This window comes from Lebetimonas sp. JS032, assembly GCF_000523315.1.
Lineage (GTDB): Bacteria > Campylobacterota > Campylobacteria > Campylobacterales > Nautiliaceae > Lebetimonas.
The window spans coordinates 30,550-57,498 of record NZ_ATHS01000002.1 but is presented as its reverse complement, the minus strand read 5'-3'; the positions used below and the strand labels follow the sequence as shown (position 1 = coordinate 57,498).

Annotated in this window: 30 protein-coding genes, 1 tRNA gene and 1 pseudogene; 7 read left to right on the top strand and 25 right to left on the bottom strand. The window is 32.4% G+C overall.

Annotation, left to right across the window (positions count from 1 at the left end):
- Nucleotides 1-48 precede the first annotated feature (48 nt).
- Both DZ65_RS0108845 and DZ65_RS0108840 read left to right on the top strand, forming a co-directional pair.
- Nucleotides 49-1,125, top strand: a complete 1,077-nt coding sequence (locus tag DZ65_RS0108845; protein WP_024791041.1) for a pyridoxal phosphate-dependent aminotransferase family protein — start codon at nt 49-51, stop codon at nt 1,123-1,125.
- Nucleotides 1,122-3,068 (top strand): transglycosylase domain-containing protein, encoded by a 1,947-nt coding sequence (locus DZ65_RS0108840; protein WP_024788260.1) that lies wholly within the window; start codon nt 1,122-1,124, stop codon nt 3,066-3,068. The genes DZ65_RS0108845 and DZ65_RS0108840 overlap by 4 nt, the downstream gene beginning before the upstream one ends.
- Here the strand turns inward: DZ65_RS0108840 and DZ65_RS0108835 are convergent.
- From DZ65_RS0108835 to DZ65_RS11570, 7 genes and pseudogenes are all read right to left on the bottom strand, one after another.
- Complete coding sequence (locus DZ65_RS0108835; RefSeq protein ID WP_024791040.1) at nt 3,065-3,850, bottom strand: DUF4405 domain-containing protein; 786 nt, start codon at nt 3,848-3,850, stop codon at nt 3,065-3,067. The genes DZ65_RS0108840 and DZ65_RS0108835 overlap by 4 nt on opposite strands.
- On the bottom strand, nt 3,847-4,758 hold the full coding sequence (locus tag DZ65_RS10630) for a DUF2202 domain-containing protein (protein WP_024788258.1): 912 nt from the start codon (nt 4,756-4,758) through the stop codon (nt 3,847-3,849). Before DZ65_RS10630 ends, DZ65_RS0108835 begins: the two co-directional genes overlap by 4 nt.
- Before the next feature lie 41 nt (nt 4,759-4,799).
- On the bottom strand, nt 4,800-5,888 hold the full coding sequence (locus DZ65_RS0108825; protein WP_024791039.1) for a sensor histidine kinase KdpD: 1,089 nt from the start codon (nt 5,886-5,888) through the stop codon (nt 4,800-4,802).
- A 22-nt stretch (nt 5,889-5,910) separates the two neighbouring features.
- Nucleotides 5,911-6,558 (bottom strand): response regulator transcription factor, encoded by a 648-nt coding sequence (locus DZ65_RS0108820; protein ID WP_024788256.1) that lies wholly within the window; start codon nt 6,556-6,558, stop codon nt 5,911-5,913.
- Nucleotides 6,555-7,403 carry a DMT family transporter gene (locus DZ65_RS0108815; RefSeq protein WP_024788255.1) on the bottom strand — a complete coding sequence of 283 codons (849 nt, stop codon included), beginning with the start codon at nt 7,401-7,403 and terminating at the stop codon, nt 6,555-6,557. The genes DZ65_RS0108820 and DZ65_RS0108815 overlap by 4 nt, the downstream gene beginning before the upstream one ends.
- A 220-nt stretch (nt 7,404-7,623) precedes the next feature.
- Nucleotides 7,624-7,815: a hypothetical protein gene (locus DZ65_RS0108805; protein ID WP_024791602.1), complete on the bottom strand. Its 192-nt coding sequence runs from the start codon at nt 7,813-7,815 to the stop codon at nt 7,624-7,626.
- Nucleotides 7,808-8,047: pseudogene (locus DZ65_RS11570) on the bottom strand (helix-turn-helix domain-containing protein); the annotation flags it as partial. The gene DZ65_RS0108805 and the pseudogene DZ65_RS11570, both read right to left, overlap by 8 nt.
- A 97-nt stretch (nt 8,048-8,144) precedes the next feature.
- Here DZ65_RS11570 and DZ65_RS10765 point away from each other — a divergent pair.
- Nucleotides 8,145-8,315, top strand: coding sequence for a hypothetical protein (locus tag DZ65_RS10765; RefSeq protein ID WP_156920243.1), 171 nt, complete (start codon nt 8,145-8,147; stop codon nt 8,313-8,315).
- Nucleotides 8,316-8,413: 98 nt separating this feature from the next.
- Nucleotides 8,414-8,704: a hypothetical protein gene (locus DZ65_RS0108790; RefSeq protein ID WP_024791600.1), complete on the top strand. Its 291-nt coding sequence runs from the start codon at nt 8,414-8,416 to the stop codon at nt 8,702-8,704.
- Nucleotides 8,705-8,772: 68 nt separating this feature from the next.
- Here the strand turns inward: DZ65_RS0108790 and gltX are convergent, their stop codons facing one another.
- From gltX to DZ65_RS0108775, 3 genes are read right to left on the bottom strand one after another with little or no spacing between them, the layout of a single operon-like run.
- Nucleotides 8,773-10,158, bottom strand: coding sequence for a glutamate--tRNA ligase (gene gltX / locus DZ65_RS0108785; RefSeq protein WP_024791599.1), 1,386 nt, complete (start codon nt 10,156-10,158; stop codon nt 8,773-8,775).
- Between the two features lie 46 nt (nt 10,159-10,204).
- Complete coding sequence (locus DZ65_RS0108780; protein WP_024791598.1) at nt 10,205-11,356, bottom strand: cation:proton antiporter; 1,152 nt, start codon at nt 11,354-11,356, stop codon at nt 10,205-10,207.
- Nucleotides 11,346-12,176 (bottom strand): biotin synthase, encoded by an 831-nt coding sequence (locus tag DZ65_RS0108775; RefSeq protein ID WP_024791597.1) that lies wholly within the window; start codon nt 12,174-12,176, stop codon nt 11,346-11,348. The genes DZ65_RS0108780 and DZ65_RS0108775 overlap by 11 nt, the downstream gene beginning before the upstream one ends.
- A 32-nt stretch (nt 12,177-12,208) precedes the next feature.
- Here DZ65_RS0108775 and DZ65_RS0108770 point away from each other — a divergent pair.
- Nucleotides 12,209-12,281, top strand: a tRNA-Lys gene (locus DZ65_RS0108770).
- A 148-nt stretch (nt 12,282-12,429) separates the two neighbouring features.
- On the opposite strand, the gene DZ65_RS10620 is transcribed toward DZ65_RS0108770, so the two are convergent.
- From DZ65_RS10620 to DZ65_RS0108715, 10 genes are all read right to left on the bottom strand, one after another.
- Nucleotides 12,430-12,576 (bottom strand): ribbon-helix-helix protein, CopG family, encoded by a 147-nt coding sequence (locus DZ65_RS10620; RefSeq protein WP_084021942.1) that lies wholly within the window; start codon nt 12,574-12,576, stop codon nt 12,430-12,432.
- 42 nt (nt 12,577-12,618) lie between these two features.
- Nucleotides 12,619-13,647, bottom strand: a complete 1,029-nt coding sequence (locus DZ65_RS0108755; protein WP_024791596.1) for a TIGR00341 family protein — start codon at nt 13,645-13,647, stop codon at nt 12,619-12,621.
- Nucleotides 13,648-13,674: 27 nt separating this feature from the next.
- Nucleotides 13,675-14,187 (bottom strand): metallophosphoesterase, encoded by a 513-nt coding sequence (locus DZ65_RS0108750; protein WP_024791595.1) that lies wholly within the window; start codon nt 14,185-14,187, stop codon nt 13,675-13,677.
- Entirely contained in the window at nt 14,184-16,361 is a 2,178-nt protein-coding gene (gene topA, locus DZ65_RS0108745) for a type I DNA topoisomerase (RefSeq protein ID WP_024791594.1), read from the bottom strand. The genes DZ65_RS0108750 and topA overlap by 4 nt, the downstream gene beginning before the upstream one ends.
- Nucleotides 16,362-16,412: 51 nt before the next feature.
- On the bottom strand, nt 16,413-17,144 hold the full coding sequence (locus DZ65_RS0108740) for a DUF996 domain-containing protein (protein ID WP_024788244.1): 732 nt from the start codon (nt 17,142-17,144) through the stop codon (nt 16,413-16,415).
- Nucleotides 17,145-17,159: 15 nt separating this feature from the next.
- Nucleotides 17,160-17,612: a TM2 domain-containing protein gene (locus DZ65_RS0108735; RefSeq protein ID WP_024790330.1), complete on the bottom strand. Its 453-nt coding sequence runs from the start codon at nt 17,610-17,612 to the stop codon at nt 17,160-17,162.
- A 55-nt stretch (nt 17,613-17,667) separates the two neighbouring features.
- Entirely contained in the window at nt 17,668-18,780 is a 1,113-nt protein-coding gene (nspC, locus tag DZ65_RS0108730) for a carboxynorspermidine decarboxylase (protein ID WP_024791593.1), read from the bottom strand.
- Nucleotides 18,781-18,791: 11 nt separating this feature from the next.
- Complete coding sequence (locus DZ65_RS0108725; protein ID WP_024791592.1) at nt 18,792-19,982, bottom strand: molybdopterin molybdotransferase MoeA; 1,191 nt, start codon at nt 19,980-19,982, stop codon at nt 18,792-18,794.
- Between the two features lie 41 nt (nt 19,983-20,023).
- Nucleotides 20,024-20,452, bottom strand: coding sequence for a molybdenum cofactor biosynthesis protein MoaE (locus DZ65_RS0108720; RefSeq protein ID WP_024788240.1), 429 nt, complete (start codon nt 20,450-20,452; stop codon nt 20,024-20,026).
- A 67-nt stretch (nt 20,453-20,519) separates the two neighbouring features.
- A complete protein-coding gene (locus tag DZ65_RS0108715; protein WP_024788239.1) occupies nt 20,520-20,741 on the bottom strand; it encodes a MoaD/ThiS family protein in 222 nt (73 codons plus the stop codon).
- 38 nt (nt 20,742-20,779) lie between these two features.
- On the opposite strand from DZ65_RS0108715, the gene DZ65_RS0108710 reads away from it, so the two are divergent.
- Entirely contained in the window at nt 20,780-21,418 is a 639-nt protein-coding gene (locus DZ65_RS0108710) for an MqnA/MqnD/SBP family protein (protein ID WP_024791591.1), read from the top strand.
- Entirely contained in the window at nt 21,381-21,692 is a 312-nt protein-coding gene (locus DZ65_RS0108705; protein WP_024790325.1) for a cupin domain-containing protein, read from the top strand. The genes DZ65_RS0108710 and DZ65_RS0108705 overlap by 38 nt, the downstream gene beginning before the upstream one ends.
- 179 nt (nt 21,693-21,871) lie before the next feature.
- Here DZ65_RS0108705 and DZ65_RS0108700 read toward each other — a convergent pair whose 3' ends face one another.
- Genes DZ65_RS0108700 through leuC form a run of 5 tightly spaced genes read right to left on the bottom strand, consistent with a single transcriptional unit; the run spans nt 21,872 to nt 26,896 of the window.
- A complete protein-coding gene (locus DZ65_RS0108700; protein WP_024791590.1) occupies nt 21,872-22,261 on the bottom strand; it encodes a hypothetical protein in 390 nt (129 codons plus the stop codon).
- On the bottom strand, nt 22,233-23,204 hold the full coding sequence (locus tag DZ65_RS0108695) for an agmatine deiminase family protein (RefSeq protein WP_024791589.1): 972 nt from the start codon (nt 23,202-23,204) through the stop codon (nt 22,233-22,235). Before DZ65_RS0108695 ends, DZ65_RS0108700 begins: the two co-directional genes overlap by 29 nt.
- Nucleotides 23,201-24,790 carry an APC family permease gene (locus tag DZ65_RS0108690; RefSeq protein WP_024791588.1) on the bottom strand — a complete coding sequence of 530 codons (1,590 nt, stop codon included), beginning with the start codon at nt 24,788-24,790 and terminating at the stop codon, nt 23,201-23,203. The genes DZ65_RS0108695 and DZ65_RS0108690 overlap by 4 nt, the downstream gene beginning before the upstream one ends.
- Nucleotides 24,787-25,566 (bottom strand): undecaprenyl-diphosphate phosphatase, encoded by a 780-nt coding sequence (locus DZ65_RS0108685; RefSeq protein ID WP_024791587.1) that lies wholly within the window; start codon nt 25,564-25,566, stop codon nt 24,787-24,789. Before DZ65_RS0108685 ends, DZ65_RS0108690 begins: the two co-directional genes overlap by 4 nt.
- Nucleotides 25,567-25,618: 52 nt before the next feature.
- On the bottom strand, nt 25,619-26,896 hold the full coding sequence (leuC, locus tag DZ65_RS0108680) for a 3-isopropylmalate dehydratase large subunit (RefSeq protein WP_024791586.1): 1,278 nt from the start codon (nt 26,894-26,896) through the stop codon (nt 25,619-25,621).
- Nucleotides 26,897-26,949: the final 53 nt, after the last annotated feature.

Sequence of the window (26,949 nt, the reverse complement as noted above, 5' to 3'; positions counted from 1 at the left end):
TTTTTTGATAAAATTTTAACTAAATAAAATAAAAATGAAAAGTGAAAAATGAAAAGTGAAAAGTTATATGAAAAAGAACTGAATATTTTAAAGAAAAAAAACAGACTGCGTAAAAGAAAAATATATGATGATAATATTATAGATTTGGCAAGCAACGATTATCTGGGTCTTGCTGAAAAAAAAGACATTTTAGATAAAGCATATGAAAAGGCAAAAGAATACCACTCCCATTCGGCAAAAGCGTCAATGCTTGTAAACGGATATCATCCGGCCCATAAAATACTTGAAGAGAAACTAAAAGAACTTAATAATTTTGAAGAAGCAATAATTGTAGGAAGCGGATTTTTGGCAAATATGGCTTTGTTTGAGCTTGGAAGAGGGGGGGACGTTTTTTATGTAGATGAAGAATATCATGCAAGCGGAATAGCAGGAAGCAGGTTGACAAATGCCGAAGTCAAATTTTTTAAACACAACGATTTTGAAAATTTAAAAAAAATAAGCGTAAATTATAAAAAATACAACAGGGTTTTTACAGTGGTAGAAGGGATTTATTCCATGATGGGGGACAAGGTAAAAAAAGAAATTACCGATTACGCCCAGAAAATCGGATACCTGATTATAGACGAGGCTCACAGCGTAGGAATTTGTGGAGACAATTTAATGGGGATTACCGATGAATATAAATTAAGCCCGACAAACACCATCAAAATGGGGACCCTCGGAAAAGCACTCGGAAGTTACGGGGCATATATTCTGGCAAATAAGGAAATAATAGAATTTTTACTTAATAAAGCAAGAAGCATTATTTATACAACAGCCCTGAGCCCCGTTGATTCCCTTTTGGCTTTTTATGCCATTGAAGATATTACAAATAATCTTAATTTTTATAAAGAAAAAATAAAAAAAAGACAAAAATTATTTGATTCCCAATCCTTAATAAAAATAATCCCTTCCCTTTCAAACAAAGATTTACTAAAAAAACAAAAAGAACTTTTAGAAAAAAATATTTTAATAGGGGCAATACGACCCCCTACCGTAAAAAGCCCCATTTTCAGAATAATTTTAAGATTAAATGTAAGTCTTGATATAATACATGAAACATTAAATTCTTTGGGAGAAAAATGATAAAAAAAATATTTACTTTTTTATTGATGTCTTTAACGGCGGCAGTTATTGCAGGTTTAGGGTATTTTTTATATTTATATAACGACACAAGGTTTGTTGCGGCAAAAATAATATATTACAACCCGCCTGTTTCAGCCCGGTTTTTTGACAGAAACGGAAAGTTAATAGATGTCAGGTTTTCTAAACAAAACCGTTTTTATGTAAAATACAAAGACATTCCCGGACGTGTCATAGAAACACTGGTTGCCACAGAAGACACCTCTTTTTTTGAGCATGAAGGTATAAATATAAATGCAATTTTAAGAGCCCTCATTACGGATATAAAAGCCGGCAGAAAAGTTGAAGGGGCTTCGACAATAACCCAGCAGCTTGTAAGAAACATTTATTTAAACAGAAAAAAAACATTAAAAAGAAAACTAAAAGAAATAATAATATCTTTAAAAGTCGAACATTTTTTAACCAAAGAGGAAATTCTCGAGAGATATTTAAACCAAATCTATTTTGGTAATGGATATTACGGGATTGCCACGGCGGCTTACGGATATTTTCACAAAAAATTGAAAAATTTGAGCTTAAAAGAAATTGCAATGCTAATTGCCCTTCCAAAAGGTCCGAGTCTATATGACCCCACCAGACATTATGAGCTTAATTTAAAAAGAGCCGATTCCATTATTAAAAGACTGTATCTTTTGGGATGGATTACCCCCGAAGAATATAAAAAAGCGATACTTTCACACCCGAAAGTATATAAATACATGATTGAGCCGAAAATAAAAAATTTAGTAGGCTATGCAGTGGACAGCGCAATTTACAGACTCTCTAAAAAATACAAAAATCTGCTTTCACGTGGATATGATATTTATCTGACAATAGATACCAATATACAAAAAATTGCAAATGAATCCATAAAAGAAAATTATGAAAGACTGTTAAAACTTAATCCAAAATTAAATAAAAACGAGCTTAACGGCGCAATGATAAGCTTAAACCAAAAAACAGGTGAAGTTTTGGCTCTAATCGGGGGTGTCGATTATAAAAAAAGCAAATTCAACAGAGTTATTCAGTCAAGAAGAAGCGTGGGAAGCGCAATAAAACCGTTCATTTATCAAACAGCTTTGAATATAGGCTATAATCCGGCAAGTCTTATCCCGGATATTAAAAGAACATTTAAAATCCCAAGCAATACCCCTCAAGAAGATAAATACTGGAAGCCTAAAAATTATGAAAAAAACGCTCTCGGACTTATTACATTAAGAGAAGCCCTTGTCCATTCAAGAAATCTTGCAACCATAAACCTTGTTATGTCTATGGGATTAGATAATGTTATAAAAAATCTTTATAATTTCGGATTTGACAAACTTCCCAACAATTTAAGCATTGCACTTGGAAGCGCCGGGATTCCAATGTGGAAATTTGCCCAGCTTTATACAATATTTAGCAACTACGGCACAAAAAGTTATATTCATATAGTAAAAAAAATCATTTTGCCAAAAGAAGGGCTTATTATAAAAACAGAGCCGAAATACGAATATATTGAACCTGATTATCAGGCATATTTAATGATAGATATATTAAAAGATGTAGTCAAACACGGAACAGGTAGAAAAGCCAGGGTAAAAGGCATTGAAATAGCGGGTAAAACAGGGACAACAAATAACTTTACAGACGCATGGTTTTGCGGATTTACACCAAACACTCAAACTCTCATATGGTTTGGAAACGACGATTATTCAACACTCGGAGATAAAATGCCAGGCGGCAGGGTAAGTGCCCCGGTATTCAAAGAATTTTATAAAAAACTGTTAAACCTTCATCCGGAACTGATTAGACATTTTAAAAAACCTCAAAAAGTAAAAACATTTACATTGCCAAACGGTAAAAAAGAACTCTTTACCCCTCTCTCTCCTCCTCCAAAACAAAGCTCTTACGTACCGGTTTTTTAATTATATTTAGTAATAATTTTTACTATGTCTATAGGTGTTATTTTATTATCTTCTGCAATTTCTCTTAAAGTTTGAGTCTTTTTAGCATTTATTCCCTTAGATTTTAGAGTTTTAATAGTTTCATTTACATTACAACCGTATTTTTTACAAAAATCGCTAAGAGTCATTTTTCCAATTCCGCTTCCCGGTATAAACTTTACATTTTGAAAATTGCTATTTTTTTTAGGTTTTATTATTTCATAAATTTTAACAGGGGTTAAGTTATTTTTATTGGCAATTTCTTTTAAAGTTTCGTTTACATTAAATTTAATTCCTTTTTCTTTTAATTTATCTGTCGCTTGATTTAAAGGAATATTCAATTTATCACAAAAATCTTTTAAACTCAAAAGCTCTCCGTGTGCAATTGGTATCTCACTTTTTGAAACTTCCCAAGAATTTTTAATATACTCTTCTAAATCACTTACACTCTTAAAGGGTTGGATATTCTTTATTGTCCCAATAGATACCAAAGCTATAATTAAAAGAGCAAACACTGATTCTTTTTGTAAAAAAAGATATTTTTTTAAAGCCCTCCAATTAACAACAATATGCCAAATTGCTACAATAACCATAAAAAATCCAAAAATTACATGCAAATTATCCCATCCGTCTTTATCAATACCTAAAAACTTCCAACCTGTAAAATAAGCCACCCTTCCATGAGGCATTATGTATAATACAATTCCACTAAAAATGATAATTATCGTTGCATAAAACAAAAACAGATCAATCCATTTTCTCATTTACATCTCCTAGATTTACTTTTATACTCCAAACTTGTTGTTTTATCTTCTATTTCACAAGTTATAAAACTATACATTCCCTTATAACCTTTTACTTCTACTCTATCCCCAGGCCTTATATTGATATTTTGTAAAGTCCAAGTAGGTGCAATTGCTACTTTTAAAGTAGCATTATCAGTTTTTACATCTGCCATCCACCAATAAATACCTTTTCTAAGACCAGGTAATGTATAAACTCTCTCAACAACTCCATAAAACTCATTATTGTAGTACTTAGAACTTTTCATCATTCCCATTTCGTGTTTTGAACTTATAATTTGATTAAATTCACTCATAGAAATAAATTGTGGAGTATAATCCCCGCCATATCTTCTTAACACTCCAACAAAAGCTCTCATATGATTACGGCTTCCTTTTTCAAGATTTTGATAAACTAAGTTTATATCTTTATTATTACTTCTTTTAATTGCTTCTTCTAAATCTTTAATATCCAAATCTTCTATTGTAGCTCCTACCATTAAAGCGTCTTTTAAACTCATTGAGCCTTTCTCAACCAATTCATTATAAAGTTTTTGAAGCTTTTTACTCTCAAATACACCTACCCTGTCTCCTGTTTTTTCAACCGGGTCATTTAAACCATATTTATCTAAAAGCAATTTAATCATATGCATATGCCAATTTTCACTTTTTGAAATATTTTTAAATACCGGCAGTTTCCATTTTTTATATAAAGTCAGATAAACATCCCTTGCTAATTTTTCTTCTTCTCTCATATGAAGTAAGTCATTAATTTCAACTTTTGATAAACTCTCTTTAGGTAAACTTAATACATAATTTTCAATCGGCGTTTTTGCATAAGCACTACTTAATAAAACTCCTAAAACTAATGCGCTTAATAATTTTTTCATTTCTTTCTCCTTAATTTTTTCTAAAATTATAAAAGAGGAAGTTAAACAAAATGTAAACAGACTGCTACTTTTTTATCTATATTTCTAATTTCAAACTTTATTTTATATTCATCTGCTATTTTTTTAACAATATAAAGTCCAAGCCCAAAACCGCCCTCACTACTATTTTCTCTTACAAATTTTTTTGTAATGTTTTCAATATTTTTAATTTCACCAATATTTTTTGTACAAAATTTTCCTTTTTTAAGTTTAATCTCAATAGTTGAATTATTAGGAGCATATTTAATTGCATTTGAAAGTAAATTATCAATAATTCTAATTAAATCTTCTTCATCAAAAATTACTTCAAAACTTTCACAATCTTTTATAACTTTTAAGTTTTTATTTTCAATTTGAGTTTCAAAAACTAAAATCCTCCTAGAAACAAGCTCTTTTAAATCAATCTTTTTTAACTCTTTTTTCTTTTTATGATACAACCTTATATATTTTAAGTCTTCAAAAATTTTACTAAGTCTCATACTAGCATTTTCTATTCTTTTTATAGCTTTTTTATTTGGTTTTTCTTTAATCATCTCAATATTTGTAAGAATTATGCTAATAGGAGTATTCATTTCATGAGTTGAATCTCGTATAAAGTCTTCTAAACTATTTATAACCTCTTTCATAGGAGCTAAAAATACTCTTCCTAACCAAAAAGAAACAAAAGTTAAAAAAAATAAAAAGAAAATATTAAATATCAACAAATTTTTATATAAAATATTAAATTTTGTTTTATTAAGTGGTTTTTCAGCGATAACATCTATTATTCCCCATCTTTTAATCATTTCAAACCTGTAATAAATATATTTTCTTTTAATCCAAAACGTTTTATCAAAATATACTTTTTCAGGATTAAAATTCGAATATATTAATTTTTTATCTTTATATATTACAATTTTTAAATTTGTTGGAGAAGTAAATTTATAATTGATTATTTTTATAAACATTCCTCTGTTTTGTTCTAAAAAAACCTTTATTTCTGTTTCAATTGACTTAATTTCACTTTCAATAATATTTTTATAAGCTAATTTATAATAAAAAAACTCTCCTATACCTATCAAAAAAATTGTAGATACTAGATAAATTAGCAAAAACCTCCTTAAAGCCTTCTTTTCAGCCAACAAATTTATATCCCCTGCCACTTATTGTCTCAATACTATCTTTTCCTAAAACAAACCTTAAATTATTGATAAAAGTCCTTAATGATTTTTCATTTGGTTCATCTAATCCATACAGATATTCAAAAATTTCCTCCTTACTTACAACCCTGTTTCTGTTTTGTATAAAAAATTTTAAAAGCTCTGCAACTTTCGGTTTTAAATGAATAGTTTTATTATCTTTTTTCAATTCTAAATTATTCAAATCAAATTCAAATCCGTTTTTTAATCTTACTATATTTGAATCTCCATATACCCTTTTGATAATTGCATCAATTCTGTATTTGAGTTCTTTTAAGGAAAAAGGTTTTTTTATATAATCATCCCCGCCGCTTAAAAAACCTTCTTCAACATCTTTTTCACTATCAAGTGAAGTTAAAAAAATAACAGGTGTGTTTTTAAATTTCCTGATCTCTTTTACTGCACTAAATCCGTCCATTTTTGGAAGTTTTACATCAAAAATCATTAAATCATAATTATTTTCGTAAGCTTTTTTTAGAGCTTCTTCCCCGTCAAACACACTATCTATTTCATAAAAATTTTGCAGATATTCTTTTATAGTCTCATTTAAATCTATATCATCTTCCACTAACAATATTTTCATTTTCTCTTCCTTATTTCCCCCATACTCATAAACACACCTGCCAAAAACACTAAAAATCCACCTGTTATCTGATAAATATTAGGCACTTGGCCTAAAATAAGCCACGCAAGAATCATTGCAAAAAAAAGATCCGTAAATGCAATAATAGAAGCGGCCGAAAGTTTTATATAATTTAGGGAATCATACCAGAGAAAAAGTGCCAGTGCGGTATGGACAACTCCGGTAACGGCTGAAACGACAATTCCCTGAATTGTAATATGATAATTATTTATAAACAAAAACGGGAATGTTAAAAAAATGGAAATAAAAACCTGCCAGGCAGTAACATCCAAAGCTTTATGATATTTTGTGGCTATTTTGGAAAAAAAACCCAAAAATCCGTAAAAAACTCCTGAAAGCAAGGCAATAAAAACAAATTTATTTACTTCAATTTCGCCTTTTACACTGAAAATCACACCTAAAAGGGCAAAAAACATGGCAATTATCAAATTAATTGTTAGTTTTTCTTTTAAAAAAATTACAGATAAAATAATGGTAAATATAGGACCCGTATAATACATTACTATAACAGTTGAAACACTTATAAAATTTACCGCCCAGAATAGAAAAATCCAGTTAAAACTTAGCATAATTCCCGATAAAAAAATTGGCCAAAAAGGTCTTAATTTAAAAAATTCTTTAATTCCTGTTTTTTTAATAGCAAAATAGAGCAAAAAAGGAAAAGCAAAAACGACCCTAAAAAATACAAAAACCCCGCTTGGAAGATGTGAGAGAATAGACATTATCGGAGTGCTGCCCCATAAAAAGGCGGCACTAAACATTTCAATTATACCTCTTTTTTTCATTTTTTCAACTTTATTCCATATTCAATACACTCAACAAGTTCTTTAAAAGAACTTTTTAATGCAAGGCTTTTAGCCAGGTTAATTTCCCCAATGAGTGCAAGATATCTTTCAAAAATCAGTTCAATGCAAAATAATACTACTATCCATCTCTTTTTGTGTATAAAAACTTGGTAAAAAATGATAAATCCCCTCAATTTTTTCAAAATTTATATTTTTTTCTTCAAAAAAATTTAAATTTCTTTTTTTCTCTTATAACCTCAACTCCTGAATTAACTAAATTATTCAGTTCTTCATAAACATCCCTGTCAAATACATCAACAAAAACATCTTCACTAAAAGCACTGTATAAATGGGTACAATCGGCATCAAATTCAACAACATCTCCCTGGTTAATTTCTTTTGGATCATCCACTTTCCCTACTGTGATACTTCCGTTTAAAACAAAAATTTTTTCTTTTGTACCTGCAAAATGAGGTTTCGCAATGTAAGTTGCATTTTCTTTTAAATCTCACACCCTCTTCTTTTATTTCACCCTCGCCTACAAGCTCTCCAAAAGGAACACCTAAAATTTCGGCAATGGCCCAGATTGTTTTGATAGTCGGATTTGTTTTATTCAGTGTGGATTTTGCAATCCCGGCTCTTTTTGCAAGTCTCTTAGAAACTTTATTTTCTCTCCAAGTGTCATATTAAGCCTTTTGTTTCTTTTAAGTTAAAAAAGATATTTAACGCAACTTACAGCGGATGGACAGCGTTAATGTTATGATTTTACCTGTGGCGTTTGTATTCGGAAAATTTGGCAAAATGTATCCCAGTGCAGGAGGAAGCGCTACATTTGTTGGTACGGCTTTTGGATTTTTATATCTTTCAATAATCCCTATAGGCCCACTTATTATTTGTTTTTCCATTTATTAAAACTCTCGGAATTGTGTTTTGGTGTTTTGTGGGTATAGAGGCACTGAGCCATATATCACATGAATTTAAAAATGAAAACGACTTTTTTAAAGCGGTATATGGCCGTAACTTTTTCGGTTTTGGTATTCAATGCATATGGAAACGAATCAAAAAATCTCCACTCACTTGTAATAATTGCATCAAAAGTAATGCCTTATACCGACAAATTAATGGCAATTATCGCTTTTAGCATATGCATAATGGCTCTTAATTTATATGTTGCGGCTCTTACACGCTTAGCAACCACCCTGAATATAGAATTTAAAAAAGCACTTTTTATTATTATGGGCATTTTAGAATCTAAAATGAAAATTTTAAAAAACAAAATCTCTTTTTTTGCAGTTGTTTGAATGAGCTTAATTATATGTTTTATGCGACAGCTGTATTTTTAATATTTATAATTTTACAAAAAAGAGGTTTAAAAAACCTCAAAATTTGCGAGTAATTTTCCTATTCTTTTTATCACTTCCTCTTTTCCAAGGACGCTTAACATTGCCGCAAGGTCAATTCCTTTGGTATCCCCCACCATTGCGATTCTAAGAGGCGGCATTAAAAATTTGGGTTTAATCTGTTTTAATTCCAAAAATTCATGCATGATATCATGCCATTCATTTGGCAGTTTTGGATTTTTATCTTCTAAAAAGACTACAAATCCATTTAAATTGGCCAAAACATCATCTTTTATAAATTTTTTAACCGCTTTTTCATTATATTCACCCGGAGCGTTTAGTATTTTTTCAATTTCTGTGGCCATTTCTTTTAGGGTTTTTACCCTCTCTTTCAATTCATCTATTAAAATCTCTTTTCTGTCATGATTTACAATGTCAACACCAAAATCGTCTCTTAATATAATTTCCAATCTTTCATTCGGCGAATTTTTAATATAATGGGAGTTTAACCACTCAAGCTTTTCTTTATTGAATCTGCTTGGGGCTTTATTAATGTCTTTCGGGTCAAACAGGTTTATCATTTCTTCCATGCTGAAAATTTCCTGATCCCCGTGAGACCATCCGAGGCGCACTAAAAAGTTAAGCAAAGCTTCCGGAAGAAAGCCTTCTTTCTTATATTCCATCACATCCACAGCACCGTCACGCTTACTCATTTTGCCGCCTTTTTCATTATGAATCATAGGCACATGGTAAAATTTCGGCATTTTCCATCCGAAAGCTTCATAAAGCAGCATCTGTTTGAATGTATTTCTTAAATGGTCATCCCCCCTTATAATATCCGTCAAACTCATTTCATGGTCGTCAATTACAACCACAAAATTATATGTAGGAGTTCCGTCACCCCTGGCAATTACAAAATCTTCAATTTCTTTTGCATCCACACACTGCATTCCCTTTACACCATCTTCAAAACAAATTTTTCCCTCAAGAGGCGTTTTAAATCTTATTACATAAGGCTTATCAAGTTCACCCTTAAAATCTCTGTATTTTCTTATGTCAATAGGGGGTTCCCCGCCTTTCATTTTGGCGTTTCTTATTATTTCAAGCTCTTCTTTTGTGAGGTAACATTTATATGCAAGACCTTTTTGCAGCAGTTCGTTTACAAATTCTTTATAAATATCAAACCTCTCACTTTGAAAAACCACTTCCCCGTCATAATTAAGCCCAGTCCACTCAAACGCTTTTATTATGGCTTGGACCGCTTCTTGTTTATTTCTTTTTTTATCTGTATCTTCTATTCTTAGTCTGAATTTACCGTTGTTTTTTCTGGCCCAAAGCCAGTTAAAAAGAGCTGTTCTAAGCCCGCCGATGTGCAGATATCCTGTAGGGGAGGGAGCAAATCTTGTAATTACCATTATTTTCCTTTTTTGTGAAATTATACCAACTATTAATAATGAAAAATTAAAAGTGAAAACTTTTAACTATAAATCTGTTTAATACTTTTATTCCTATCATGACAACAATAACTTCCATTACAGCCGCAACAACCAAAACATTATACCAATAATCATTTATTGTACGATTCTGATGTGCAAGAGCGGCAACAGCAATCATTAGAGTAAGAGGCATGGAAAGGCTTATACCAAACAATATACTTTTTAAATTCAAAACACGGAAAAAAACAGATGAAGCAAAAATTCTTATTAAAATCATTAAAAGCACAATATAAAAACTGTCAACCAGCATTGTTGAAGAAAGAAGTTTTATATCAAGGCTTGAACCCACATGCACAAAAAATATCGGAATCAAAAAACCGAATCCAAAAGGAGCCAATTTGTGCTCAAGCGATTTATTATGCTCAAAAAACGTTTTCAAAAACACCCCTACCACAAAAGCCCCCAAAACCGCATCAATACCTATTTTATACAAAAGAACAATTACTATAAAAAAGAGGCTAATCGCAATTCTCACATCCTGATGATATTTATCAATTCCCGGCATCAGATAAAATTTAATCTCGGGAAACCACCAAAAAAGTGTTCTCATTATAAAAAACAAAACCGCAAGGGAAATTAAAACTGCCATTAATATAGAAATATTTACAAAGAATCTGTGTGTAAAGCCAAATTCAAAATAACTGCTAAGAAGCGTCAAAACAATAATAGAAACAACCTCGGCAATCACCCCTACTTTCATTGCAAGTTCAAGCCACTCTTTTTTGCCGATTTCCTGTTGCAAAGAGAGTATAAGCCCAACCGAAACCAGAGGAAAAACAACAATAAATATTTTACTGAATCCTAAGAAAAAAACGCTCAATAAACTAAGCAGATACATTAATATCAAAAATAAAACAGCATAGATAAATATCTTTTTTTCAAGTTTAAACATCTCTTTTAAGTTTATTTCCATCCCCGCAAGCAGCATTAAATATAAAAAACCTGTTTCAGAAAGCAGGCTAAAAATTTCATTTTCCCCAATTAATCCTATAAAACCGAAAATTGCTCCCAAAATAATTTCAACCGCTAAAATGGGAAAACGAAATATAGAACTTATAAAAGGTGAAATAAGAATAATTACGGCTAATGATAAAATCAAAATAAACTCAGCATGCATTTGCTATCTCTATATTTTCTTTTTTTAATATTTCTATATCTTTATCAGGTTTTTCCCCTTTGGTGGTTAAATAATCACCTATAACTATAGAATTTGCACCTGCTTTTATTCCTTCAATCCAAGTCTCTTTAAATACAACTTCCCGGCCTCCCGCCATCATTACAATAGAATTTGGAAATTCTTTTCTAATTTTTTTAATCATATCAATAGCAAATTCTTTTGTGTGGGTTGCTTTAAGAGGCAGCTTTTTGTTTTCTATAAAAAAATTTATTGGAATTCCTTCAGGATTAAGTTTTTTTAGTGAATTAATAAGACTTATTCTATCCTCTTCACTTTCTCCCATTCCAAAAATTCCTCCGCAGCAAAGTCCAAGACCCACTGATTTTATATTTTCACATGTTTTAAATCTTTCATCCCAGCTGTGGGTTGAACAGATTTTAGGATAATATTCCTGACTTGTTTCAAGATTGTGGTTATAAATTTTTACACCGCAGTTTTTAAGTTCCTTTAATGCAACTTTGCTTGCAATTCCGTTGCATGCAATAATAGTTATATCCACTTCTTTGAGTATTGCCTTACTTGCCCTGCCTACATATTCAAGTGTTTTGTCATCAAGACCTTTCCCGCTTGTAACAAGACAAAATCCGCTTGCCCGGTTTTTTTTTGCAAGTTTTGCCTCATAAACAATAGTTTTAATACTTTTTTCCCTATATCTGTTTATATTAGCGCCCCATTTGACACTCTGGGTACAAAACCTGCAGTCTTCCCTGCACGCTCCGCTTCTAATATTTGATATAGCACATAAATATACCTTATCCATAAACTTTCTTTTTTGATATAATTATACCATACGACCCGTTAGCTCAACTGGCAGAGCATCGGACTCTTAATCCGAGGGTTGTGGGTTCGATTCCCACACGGGTCACTTTAAACTGAAATTATTTCAATATCCGAGGAATAAAATCCTTTATCATTTGTCGCTATATAATCAGATTTTACTTTTTTAGCCAAAATATATTGCTGCATTATGTTTTGCTCTTTTTGGATCAATAAAATCAATAAGAATATTTGCGTCAATGAACCTTTTGAATGGCTTTTAATTCTTTTATCCCATATTCTTTTAAAGCCTCCCTGATAAAAAAACTTTTTGATTTTTTAGTCTGCTTTACTATTGTTTCAAGTTTATTCTCTAATTCTTTATCAAGCCTAATACTTAGCATTATTACTCCTAATCAGAACAATTATAACAGTAGAGACACGGGTCACTTTTTAAAAAAATATATTTTATTCTCCTGAAACAGTCTTTTTTTTGCCAAAAATTTCTTTTCCGCAAAAATTGCAAATATTAAAATAAAAATTAAAATCATCCATAAAATAATAGCTTTTATTCTGTGCTCTTTTGCTTTTTTTTCTTCCCACCATTTCCTCGGTTTAACGCCCTGAAACAAAAATGTTAAAACGCCGGCAAGATTTAAACTTGCAAAGTTTGCCAAAAAAAGTAAAAAACTCCCTATTGCATATAAAAAATATCCGTTAGATATTAATAATCCCGTGTTAACCAAAGGGGGAAGCAGGGAAATTGCAACCATAACACCCACAAGTCCCATCATCTGACCTGTGGTAAACGCCAATGTTCCGGCAACGCCTGAAACAAAAGCTATAATCAAATCAGGATAATTTACAGCTATTCTGCTTTTTATTTCAAAATTGTCAACATCAATATTTAAAAAAAACCCTGTTGCAACCGATAAAAGCAGAGCAATAAAACAGCCGATCAAAAAAGCCGCAATTCCTTTTTTTTCAAGTTCCAAATCTCCTAAAACCGTGGCGAACGAAACGGCAATATTCGGAGAGAGCAAAGGGGCTATCACCATGGCGCCGATTATAATCGTCCCGCTGTTTTTATAAAGTCCAAATGCTGCAATTATTGTTGAAAGAACAATCATTGTTATAAAAATATAATTTATTTCAATCGATGAAACAATGGCATTGTAAAGCTCCGGAATACTTACTCTTATGTGTTTGGTTTTTGAAATTTCCTGCTGCGGGAGCGGAAGGGTTGTTTTTACATCCATGCTGACAATTCTGAATCTCTCGTCTTTTGAAAATTTTCTTGAAAGCTTATCAATCAGTTTTTCGGATAATGTCGCATCTACCAAAATTTGAAAAATAATTTTATCCTCAACAATTTCTTCACGCCAAAAATCGACAATATTTTCTTTTGAAAGTAAAGTTTGAATATCTTCTTTTTTTTCTTTTGGTAAAACAGCTTCTATTAATCTTAATTCCATAATTTTTCTTTTTTATTAATTATAGCATTAAAAAATAAATTCTTTTTTCTTTTCTTTCCATTCACTCTCGCCGACTTTTCTGTAATAAAGCGTTACAATATATTTATGAGGCTCAATATCCAAAGTCATACATGTAGAAAACCCGTGGTCTCTTGCACAAACTTCACCTGGATTTAAAATCAAATTTTTACCGTTATAGCTTATATCTACATCATGGGTATGTCCGTAAACAATTATATCGGTTTCCAAAGGAAACATATATTTTGGATAATGCATTAATTTCCATGTTTTATTTGCAAGTTTAAAATAATAAGGTTCAGTTACAAGATTATATTTATCAATTACACTGTATAAATGGTGATCGTTATTACCGAGAACAGCCACATATCTGATTTTCTTTTCTAAATATTCCAAGACTTCAACTCTAACAATATCCCCCGCATGAAGCATAAATTCTATATTTTTGCTCAAAAGCAAATCTATTGCTTTTTTTGCCCTTCCCGGTTTTTTATGTGTATCTGAAATAATGCCTATTTTCAAATATCTTTCCTTGTTTTGCATTTTATACATTCAAGTACTTCTTTCCCCCTGTATGTACGTCTGGCCATTAAATATCCGCATTTAGGACATTTTTCACTGGTGGGACGGTATTTGGAAATAAATTTGCATTTCGGATAATTGCTGCAACCGTAAAATTCCCCTCTTCTTGATTTTCTTTTTATTATATCTCCTCCGCATTCCGGGCATTTTACATCTTCAAGAATTTCGGGAGGGTTAAGCGGTTTTGTGTTTTTACATTTCGGATAATTGCTGCATGCCAAAAACTCCCCGTTTTTTCCTTTTTTAATAATCATGTCGGCCCCGCATTTGTCACATTTGACATCGGCTTTTTTTACTTTTTCTTCTTCCAATGGCCTTGTATATTTACATTTAGGATATGAACTGCAGGCTATAAACTCCCCGAATCTCCCTTTTCTGATAACAAGAGGCGCCCCGCATAAAGGGCATGTCTCATCAATTGGTTTTGCAATTTTTTGTGAGGGGATTTCTTTATATCCTTTATCAATCATATCCATAAAAGGTTTGTAAAATTCTTTTAACACTTCCTGCCAGTCTTTTTTGTTTTCCGCAATTTTATCAAGCATTTCTTCCATATTCGCAGTAAAATTCGCATCCACTATATTTGGAAAATGTTTTTCAAGCGTTTCAATAACATTAAAGGCAATTTCTGTCGGATAAAGTTTTTTATCTTTTACCTCAACATAATTTCTGTTTTGAAGCAAAGTGACGGTCGGGGCGTAAGTGGAAGGCCTTCCGATTCCAAGAGATTCGAGTTTTTTAATAAGACTTGCTTCAGTGTATCTTTCAGGCGGTTTTGTAAAATGCTGGGTTGCTTTTACATCATCCGGTTTTAATTTTTCGCCTTTTCTGAATTCAGGCAATAATTCATCTGCGCTCGGTTTTCCGTAAACTTTATAAAATCCGTCAAAAATCAGTTTTTTACCGCTTATTTTAAATTCGCCCAATTCATTGGAAATATAAATATTTTGGGTTTCATATTCGGCATCTTTCATCTGAGATGCCAAAAATCTGTTATAAATCAGAGTATATAATTTTAATTCATCTTTAGTTAAATAGTTTTTTAAATCCTCCGGGGTCAGTCTCACATCAACCGGTCTTATTGCTTCATGCGCCTCCTGTGCACCTGATGATTTTGTTTTGTATGTTTTAGCCTGGGCATAATTCTCACCTATATTTTCTTTTATAAATTTCACTGCCCCCTCCCGGGCTTCTTTTGCAATATTTAAACTGTCAGTTCTCATATAGGTGATAATACCGCTCTCGCCCACAGGGGTTTTAACACCTTCATAAAGTTTTTGCGCTATCTGCATTGTTCTTCTCGGGCCAAATCCCAGCTCGCTGCTTGCAACCTGCTGAAGAGTTGAAGTCATAAACGGAGCGGGTGATTTTACTTTTGTTTTTTTCTTTTCTATTTTAGAAACCGTATATTCAAGAGGCTTAAGCTCTTTTACTACTTTTTCCGCTTCATCTTTTGTTTTTATATCAAATTTATCAAGTTTTTTGCCGTTATATTTAATTAAACTGCCGGCCTTGTTTTTAAAAACGGCTTCTATACTCCAGTATTCCTGAGGAACAAACGCTTTGATTTCCCTTTCCCTGTCCACTATAAGTTTAAGCGCAGAACTTTGAACCCTGCCGGCGCTTAAACCTTTTTGAATTTTTTTATTAAGTAAAGGTGAAAGTTTATAACCCACAATTCGATCAAGAAGTCTTCTTGCCTGCTGGGCGTTTACTCTGTTAATATCAAGCTTTTTCGGTGTTTTTAACGCATTTTTTATAGCGGTTTTTGTAATTTCATGAAACACAATTCTAGGAAGTTCTTCCGGATTTTTGCCTATTACGTTTGCTATGTGAAACCCTATCGCCTCACCTTCTCTGTCTTCATCGGTAGCTATATAGATATTTTCTGATTTTTTTGCAAGTTCTTTCAGTTTTTTTGCAATATCCTGATGGTCTTTGGTAACGCGATACTGAGGAAAGAATTTATCATCTTCTATTTTTATACCAAATGAAGTTTTGGGCAAATCCCTTATATGCCCTTTACTCGCAACAACTTCATAATTTTTACCTAAAAAATTTTTAATTGTTTTTGCTTTTGCGGGAGATTCCACTATTATCAAATTCTTACTCAATACAGGCCTTTTTTAGCCGCAATTATATTTATGAAAAGAAAAAAAGTCAAATTAACTGTTTGAATTTAAAGAAAAAAATCCCACGGTAACAAAAATCCAGCCTATTAATATAATTATAAAACCAACAACTATTATTGTTAAAAAACTTCCGATAAAAATAAGATTTCCACCCGTTGAAAACATTTTTTCATTTGTTATTTTGCTTAAAGAATTAAAACATTTTTTAAAAAACAGCGAACTAACTATGCCCAAAATATATAACACAATTCCAATAATTGAGACAAAAACCAAAACGGAAGTCATTTCATCGGAAGAATTGTCGCTTCCGGCCATTATTGCAATAATAAAACCGAGTATCAAAAATAAAAACAGAAAAGAATTTACAAAATAAAGCACTGTTGCTATTATAAAATTTTTAAAAGCTTTTTCATCTTTTTTAAATTCGGAAAGCTGCTTGATTGCAATAGCCATCAGTATAAACCCGACCACACTCGCAAGCAAAGAAATAGCCGCCCCTATATGTGGAATGGGTGAAAAAAATCCGGCTATCAGCAGCAATACTCCCCCGCTGCCTCCAAATGTTTTAATATTTTCTTTTATTTTTTTATCCGGAGTTTCCAACAGATAAATTTTTAGTGCTTTTTCTTCATTTACTTCAAAATCCACAGTATCGTTTTTTTGCGGAGGGGTCTGTTCCTTCCACTCTTTTATTTCAAATTCGTATCTTTTGCCGTCATCTCCGCTTATTACACCTTTCCCCTCCTGAAGATTAAAATCTAACACTTTTCCTTTCATTTACTAAAACCAGCATCGTTTATTTTTAACATAAATTTCTTCAAAATCTTTATCGGATTTAAATATATATATTAATGATTCAATAAATGCGATTACCGCAATTACAAAAGAGGGAATTCCCGCTAAAAAAATACCCACAAGAAAAACAACCAGCATTATTATGCCTTCTTTATTGCATCCCAAATAAAACTTATGTATTCCAAAACCTCCTAAAAAGAAAGCCAACAAAAATGCGACTATTTTACTTTTTTCACCTGATGAAGGAGAATTTTCCAAATCATAATAAATTCCTACAGCCCTGCCTTCTTCATTTACTTCAAAATCCACAGTATCGTTTTTTTGCGGAGGGGTCTGTTCCTTCCACTCTTTTATTTCAAATTCATATCGTTTGCCGTCATCCCCGCTTATTACACCTTTTCCCTCCTGAAGATTAAAATCTAACACTTTTCCTTTCATCTCTTTCTCCTTTAATTTTTTATGACTTAAATTATATTAATTATTTATTAAAAAATCAACTGAGCCTATCCCTGAAATCCTCGTAATGAAATTCACGGGATACAAAAAACTCTCCATTTTTTCTTTTTATTATAATTGAAGGAAGTCTTACCCCGTTAAATGCGGTGTTTTTCACATAAGTATAAATCGCCATATCTTCAAAAATAACCCGTTCACCCACTTTAAGAGGCTCATCAAAACTGTAATCCCCTATAACATCACCGGCTAAGCATGTAACTCCCCCGAACCTGTAAGTATATTTTTTCTCACCCGGTTTTCCCGCACCTCTGACTTCCGGGCGGTATGGCATCGCTAAGACATCTGGCATATGGGCTTCCGCCGACGTGTCAAGAATTGCTATTTTCATTCCGTTGTCAATTATATCAAGCACCTCTGTTTCAAGATATCCTGCATTTAACCCAACAGCTTCGCCCGGTTCGAGATAAACATCTTTGATATTAGGATAACGGTTTTTAAATTCCTTAATTAATTTTATTAAATTTTCAACATTATATTCTTTTCTTGTAATATGATGACCCCCACCGAAATTTACCCATTCCATATCTTTAATGTATTCACCGAAATTGTTCTCAAACCCTTCAAGAGTTTTCTCCAAAGCAGTGTCTAACTGCTCGCAGAGAGCATGAAAATGCAGACCGCTTATATTTTTTAATTTATTTGCTTTAAAATTTTCCTTTGTAATTCCAAGACGGCTAAAAAGGGCACAAGGGTCGTAAAGCGCCACAGGGGCGCTTGAAACACCGGGATTTATCCTAAGCCCTATTAAAGCTTTATCCTTAACCCTGTTTTCAAATCTTTCAAGCTGATTAAATGAATTAAAAACAACTGTATGGGAAATATCGGCTATTTCATCTATTTCATCTTCTTTATATGCTGGTGAGTAGGTATGAACTTCCCAGGGTTTCATATTCCCAAGCTTTGCTTCCCAAAGACCGCTCGCGGTAGCTCCGCTTAAATATTTTTCCAATAAATCAAATGTAGACCATGCGGCATATCCTTTAAGAGCCACAAGTATTTTACAATTTGCCTGTTTTTGTACATATTCAAGTATTTTTAAATTGTTTTCTAATTTTTCTTCTTCTATTATATAAGCCGGAGTTTTTATCATTTAAATCCTTTTTAATAAAATTTAATAATTTTAACTTCGCTTCCCGCTTTTAATTCATAAAGCCCCTCATCAAGCCACATCAGGGCCTTTGTTGTTATAAGATTGGTCAAAATGGCACTGCTGCCGCTTTTTTTACCTCTAACATCTACAACATATTTACCGTTTTCAAAAGATAAATTCACAGCAACAAACTGTGTTTTTTTAAAAACCTTTTTAAAATCATCCCTTAGAGTCGCGCTTAAAAACTCAACAGATTTTTTATTTTCAAAACTGTCGGCAATAGGCGCCACATACAAAAGAAACGTAACAAACGAACTGTATGGAAATCCCGGAAGCGAAACTATATATTTACTGCCGGCCCTTGCCACCATAATCCACTGGCCGGGCTTTATATTGACCCCGTGAAACAAAACATCAAATTCACCCGTAACTTCTTTTACAAAATCAAAATCCCCCACACTGACACCCCCCGTGGTAACAACAATATCACTTGAATCAAGCGCATTTAAAATTTTTTCTTTTATTTCATTTTTTTTATCCCCAGCAATTCCCAAATTATGAGAATCATACCCCAAACTTCGTGCAAGAGCATTCAGGGTATAATTATTGGAGCTTCTGATTTGCCCGAGCCTTACTTCATCATTAATATCTGCAATTTCCTCCCCGGTGGCAATAATTGAAACAACAGGTTTTCTTACCACATATACGCTGCTTATTCCAAGACTTGCCAAAACGCCAATTTCTCCGGCTTTAATTACTGTTCCTTTTTTTATTAAAACTTCACCTTTTCTAAAATCTTCTCCTATAGGTCTAACCGAATATCCTTTTTCTACTTTTTCTTTTACTATTAATTTATCTCCCTTGACCTCAACATTTTCAATAGGCACTAACGTATCGCTACCTTCCGGCATAAAAGAACCTGTAAATGTTTTAACGGCTTCACCGTTACTTATTTTATTAAATTCAAAACTTCCGGCAGGGTTTCGTCCTATTATTTTTATTTCTTTTTCTATATCCTCATATCTGATTGCATACCCGTCCATAGAGGCGGTCGGCATATAAGGATTGTCATATTTTGCGGCAATATCTTCGGCTAAAATTCTATTCAGGGCATTATCCAAAAAAACTTTTTCAGAATCTTTAGTTTTTGGCAAATTCTCTTTTAAAATTTTTTGTGATTCTTCAAAACTTATATGTGCCATTTATTCTCCTTAACTTTAAACTTTTCATTTTTAACTTTTAACTATCTAAGTATCCCAGCCTGTGGCAGTGGTTTTGCCCTATCGCTTGCAAAAATTCTTTTACCGTTAATTAAATCGTATTTCCAAATAGGTGCGTTTGCTTTAAAATCTTCTACAAATTCTTCTAAATATTTAAAACCCTCGCGCCTGTGTTTTGTAAAAACCGCACACAAAAAGCTTGTTTCCCCTACCATAACATCACCAAAACTGTGGGCCATCATTATTTTCGCATCTTCTAGATTATTCCATTTTTTAAACCACTGATTCAGCATAGGAAGATATAAATCAAAACTAAGCCCATCAATCCCTTTATCGGGTCTGACTATGCCGATAAACGGAATCATTGCGCCAAAACCTTCCAATTTAAAATTCTCATACCATCTCTCAACCGTTTCAATTACGGGAACACCGCCGTTAAAAACCTCGACCATTATATTCCTTTCATTTTTCACTTTACTTAATTTTGCATTCTCCACTCACTACTCACCACTCACTATTTCACCCACCGCAAACAGGAGGTAAAATAGATATTTTATCTCCGTCTTTTAATTCTATTTCAAGCGTATTAATCAATTTATCATTTAAGGCTACAGCCGAATTTTCAAGCCATTTTTTTAAATTTTCGTCTTTATTCAAAATTTCTCTTAATTCTTTTAAACTCTTAACTTCCACTTCTATGGCTTTTTTGTTAATTGGTCCTAAAAATTCTACTTTTACCATTTGATTCCTTTATGTTAAAATTCCAAAAAAAGGTCAATATGAAAATCGGTCATATCAATTATTTAAATCTTTTACCATTTTACCAATTTTTGAAAAAAAAGAATATCCCTATAATAAAAGGTGTACCTTCAAAGATAAATAAATTATATAAAAAAAGAATTATTGATGCGGCTTTTATATCTTCAGTCAAAGCAAAAAACGAACAATGTTTTAATGCAGGTATTGCTGTAAAAAGAAAAGTAAAAACCGTACTTTTGTGTCCTGGTGAAGGGTTTGATACAGAAAGCGATACATCCAATATGTTAAAAAATATTTTAAATTTAAAAGGGCAGGTTGTAATAGGGGATAAAGCATTCAGGCAGAAAAACTGTATCGATTTGGCAGAAGTATGGCATAAAAAATATAAACTGCCTTTTGTATTTGCCTGCTTTTGTGCAAACAAAAACCATAAAAAATACGAAAAACTGATAAACGAATTTTTAAGAAAAAAACAAAAAGTGCCTTTTCTTACACTTAAAAAATATGCTACAAGACTTGGAATTTCCACAAAAGAGGCAAAAGATTATTTAGACAATATTATTTATTATCCTCTCGGATGGAGGGAGAAAAAAGCCCTTAAACTGTTTTGGAGAAAATCAGATGAATATTTACGAAATAGAAAAATTACCAGAAATTGACAACGAACTATTTAAAACTTTATTAAAACACAAAAACATTGAAATTAAAAAAATTATCTCAAACACTCTAAAAACTCCCCAGACTTTTATTCAAAAAGAGGATGAATTTGTGGTTTTACTAAAAGGATGTGCCAAAATAGAAATAAACGGAGTTGTTAAAAAGCTAAAAAGTGGAGATACTTTATTTATTCCTGCAAATACACCGCATACTCTTTTAAAAACCAAAAAAATTGCCATCTGGCTTGCTATTCATATATATAATACTTTTAAATAACGAAAAAGTAAAAATATTACAGCGTTGCGGAATTTAACGAAAATTTTGCGTTAAAAAATTGCATTTAACCCGTAAGGGCTGCGTAGCTGTTTGCAATTTTTAGCAAAATTTGAATGGTGCGTTAGCAAAATGAAGCATTGAACTGTAATATTTTTATCTTTGTAGTTTTTTACTAACTATTAGTTTTTAAGTTTTTCAATAGCCTCGCTTAAATCGCTAAGAGGTTGTAATTCTCCATTTTCCACTATATACCACTCTCTTTTGTCAAATTTGCCCCCGTTTTCAAGCCTGCATTCAATTACATCGTCTTCATTAAGCTCAACATCCCACGAAGTTTTGTAATATTTTTTCTTTTTACACCATTCTTTCCCGTTATCGTTAAAAAATTCCCTCTCAACCCGCTCATCCGCCATATAAAGTTTTGCAATGTAAGCCGGACCGTGTTTTAAAGGGTTAAAACATTTGGGAGTTTTAAAAGAAAACCAATTTGTTTTTCTTTTTTTAATCTCAGCTTTTACATCTTCTAAAAGTTCTTTTAGCTCATCTAATGATAATTTGCTCAGGTTCATTAAAATACTCTTTACTTATACAGTGAACACTTCCATGCTGTCTGATTAACACATTTGCATTTATCGGAACAATTTCCCTGTCCGGAAAAATTTCGCAAAACAAATCATAAACATATTTGTCTTTTTCATCCTCATAAACAGGAAGCAAAACCGCATTGTTTATTATTAAAAAATTGGCATACGTTGCAGGAAGCCTTTCACCTTCATATATTTTAGGGGAAGGCAGAGGCAGAGGGATTAAATTAAACTTTGTTTTTTTAAGCTCTTTTTCCATTTTCTTAAGTTCATTATAGTGAATATCATTTTTATCTTCACATAAAGAGTAAACTATTGTATCTTTATTTATAAATCTTGCAAGTGTATCAACATGAGAATCTGTATCATCCCCTTCCAAAGATCCGTGATTTAGCCAAATAACTTCTTTTACAAAAAGTTCACTTTTTAAAAATTCCTCAATTTCTTCTTTACTCATTGGATAATTTCTATTTTCCTCTAAAAGACACTGAGATGTTGTAAGTAAAACTTCCCCGTTTGTATCAATACTTCCGCCTTCAAGCACGAAATTATAGCTTTTATGTAACTTAAAAATTTTTCTATTAATTACATTATCCAAATTGCTTGGAAATTTAAGCCCCCAGCCGTTAAATTTAAAATCAAGCAGCTTAACTTCATTATCAATTTTTACGCTGATAGCGCCAAAATCCCTGGCCCATGTATCATTGTTTTTAATTTTTTTAAAAATAAAATTTTTATGCTTTAAATGCTTTATGGTATTTTCATCTTCATAGCAGATCAAAACTTTTTGATGTCTCGCTATGGCATACGCAATTTCGCTAAAAGTCTCTATTGCTTCATTTAAACAACAGGCCCAGTCTGTATTTTTATGTGGAAAAACAAGCTGGATAAAGCTTTGTTTTTCCCATTCAGGCAACAGATAATTCATAGTTTTTTATTTTCTTTTGGAAGTTGATTTTTTTGAGATTTATTTAAAACTTTAATATTAAAGGGGCTATATGTCGGCAAATTCAAATCTTTTTCTATTTTTTCCACGGCACTGTTTATTTTTTCCTTATTTTTGTCTGAAAAGATATAAAAATTTACATGTCCCACTTTTAATTTATCATGTGAGAGATATTTACCCACAAGATAAACTTCAGAATCAGAAACACTGTTTTTAACGGCGGATGAAATTTTATCTATATATTTTTCAGCATCTTTTAACAAATCTTCTCTTTCTTTAAGTTTTACATCAACAGTTTCTTTAAGCCTCACGTCTGTAAAAAACCTGTAAGCGACCTCAAACAAAAAAGTAAGCACCAACACTACAAAGGATGAAGCAAGGGAATTAGGATTTGTTTTTAAATTATAAGATATTAAAGTAATGATAGAAACTAAACAAAGTAAAAATCCAGCCAACGGTATAAAAGGATTAGAATCTGTGTATTTTGAAAGTTTAAAATTGGCAAGATTAACAAAAGAAAATATCATCAAAAATCCCAGACTTCCTGCAATTGAAATATTTTCCAGATTAAATGTAAGTGCAAAAACAATGGTAAGAACAGCTAAGATTAAAAGACCCTCGGTTCCGTGTTTCCAGATATTTTTAGTTAAATTTTTTGGAAGTTCCCCAAATTTGGCTATCAGATAACTGACCCTGGCACTCCCGTATAATGTGGCGTTAATAGCGGAAGAAGTGGATAGAAGTGCGGCAATTCCTATTAATATAAATCCCGCTTTTCCCAAAAAAGGTTTGGCCGCCACAGCCAAGACATAATCCTGGTATTTTTGAACATCTTCGTAAGATACATTTGCAACCGTTACAATACTGACTAAAACGTAAATAAAAATAGTTGTAGACACAGCTGCGTAAAAGGCTTTTGGAAGTGTTTTTTCAGGATCTTCCACATCCTGGGCTGTATTTGCGATAAGTTCAAACCCCTCATAAGCTAAAAATATTATAAGACCGCCTGTCATTAAATTTAATAAACTCTCCCAATGAGAAGGCGAAAGTTTACTAAAATCCCCTGTAAAAAATCCCAACACAGAAAATATAAGAAGTATTCCAACTTTTACAAAAACCATTACATCTTCGGCTTTCCCGCTCACATATGCACCAAAAAAATTAATTATGGTAAAAAATGAAATTACTATAACTATAAATATTTTTTTGGCCAAATCCATTTCACCGCCTAAAAACAAAGCAGATGCATAACTGCCAAAAGCATAAGAATAAAGTGCAAGCATTATTATATAAGAAGCAAGTAAAAGAGTATTTAAATAACCTGTAAACAGATTATTTTTAAAAGCCCTCACCAAGAATTCAACCGTTCCGCCTTCTGATGGGTATCTGACAGAAAGCTTGGCATATGAATAAGAAGTTATAAGGGCTATAATGCCCGCAAAAATAAATGAAATTGGAGCCCCGCCTTTTGCCAAAAGGATTGTAAGTCCCAAAACGGCAAAAATACCGCCTCCTATCATACCGCCGATACCTATGGAATAGGCTTCCCAAAATCCTATTTTTTTCATGCAATATATCCTATATGAATCAAATAAAGTAAAGCCAATCCAAAAATAATCCTATAAACTCCAAAAGGTATAAGCGTATATTTTTCAACAAATTTTAAAAACCATTTAACGGCAATATAGGCCGAAACAAAACTTACAATAAATCCAACGGCTAAAATAAGGCCGTTTTGGTCTTTGAAATTGTGGATATTTTTTACAAACTCATACCCGCTTGCCGCAAACATTGTCGGAATTGCAAGCAAAAAACTAAAATCAGCAGCCGTTTTTCTTGTAAGTCCCCCAAGCATTCCGCCTACGATGGTAGCACCGCTTCTACTGGTGCCAGGAATTAAGGCAAAAACTTGAAAAACACCTATTATAAATGCCTGTTTGAAATTTATTTTTTCAACCTCATTTATTTTATTTTCTTCATTATACAGTTTTTCAACTATAAAAAAGACAATCCCGCCTATTATAAACATCCAGGCGGCAGTTGTGACAGTAAAAAGCTCTTTTATCTGATGCCTGAGTATAAATCCGACAACGGCAAGAGGCAAAAATGCCAAAATTACCTTTTTCCAAAGTTCAAATTCTTTAAAATTGATTTTATTAAGATATATCATTACAATAGCCAATGTAGCACCAAGCTGAATGATAACCTCAAAAGCCACATTGCTAACAGTCTGTTTTAAACCAAGAAGAGTGGAAACTATAATCATATGAGCAGTAGAAGAAATTGGTAAAAATTCTGTAATCCCCTCTACTATCCCTAACACAACACTATCAATTATATTCATTAATTCTCCTTATTTCATAATGCACAACTCACAACTCACTACTCACCACTCACTATATATTCCTTGGGTCTGCAATTTTTCCTGCGATTGCACTTGCCGCCGCTACCGCTGAATTGCTAAGATACACTTCACTTTCCCTGCTTCCCATTCTTCCTCGGAAATTTCTGTTTGTAGTGGCAACAGCCCTTTCTCCGTCTCCCAAAATCCCCATATATCCGCCAAGACAAGCTCCGCAGGTAGGATTGGCGACAACAGCGCCCGCATCTATTAACGTATCGAGAATTCCTTCATGCTCAGCCTGTTTGTAAATTCTCTGGGTTGCAGGAGTTACTATTAACCTAACTCTTTTATGAACTTTTTTTCCTTTTAGAATGTTTGCCGCAGTTCTAAGGTCGCTTAAAGTTCCGTTTGTACAGCTTCCTATATATACCTGGTCAATTTCAATATCATCTTTTACCGCCTTACTTATCGGTTTTCCATTACTCGGCAGGAATGGATAGGCAACAAGCGGTTCAAGTTTGCTAACATCTATTTCAATTATTTTTGAATATTTAGCATCAAGGTCTGAGTAGTGGATTTTCGGCTCAGACCTCAATGGATTAAATTTTTTTACTTCTTCTAAAAAAGCCTCAGTTATTTTATCATAAGCAATAATTCCGTTTTTTGCCCCGGCTTCTATTGCCATATTACACAAACTCATCCTGTCATCCATCGGCAATTCTTCTATTACTTCGCCTGTAAATTCAAGAGCTTTATATAACGCCCCGGCAACTCCTATTCTTCTGATTAACTCAAGTATCAAATCTTTTCCATAAACGTGCTCGCCTCTTTTGCCGGTAAATACCACTTTTATGCTTTCTGGTATTTTAAACCAGCTTTTTCCGGTAATCATACAAAAGGCAATATCAGTACTTCCCATTCCTGTAGAAAAAGCCCCAAGCGCCCCGTGAGTACAGGTATGAGAATCAGCTCCGATTATTATGTCTCCTGGAATTACAAGTCCTTTTTCAGGTAATAATCTGTGTTCAATTCCCATATCTTTTTCATCAAAAAAGTTTTTTAAATTATGCTCATACGCAAAATCCCTGTTTATTTTTGCCTGATTTGCACTTGCTATGTCTTTTGGGGGAATGAAATGGTCCAAAACTATTGCAAAATTATCCGGTTTTGCCAGTTTTTTAGCCCCGCTTTCTTTAAAAGCTTTAATTGAAATTGGGGTGGTAATATCGTTTCCTATTGTCATATCAACATCACACATTATAATTTCACCAGGTTTAACAACTCTACCTAAATGCTGAGCAAATATTTTTTCAGTAATTGTCATAGGCATAAAAATCCTTTTTTTATTGGAATTATATCAATTTGCTATAATAATAACAAAAA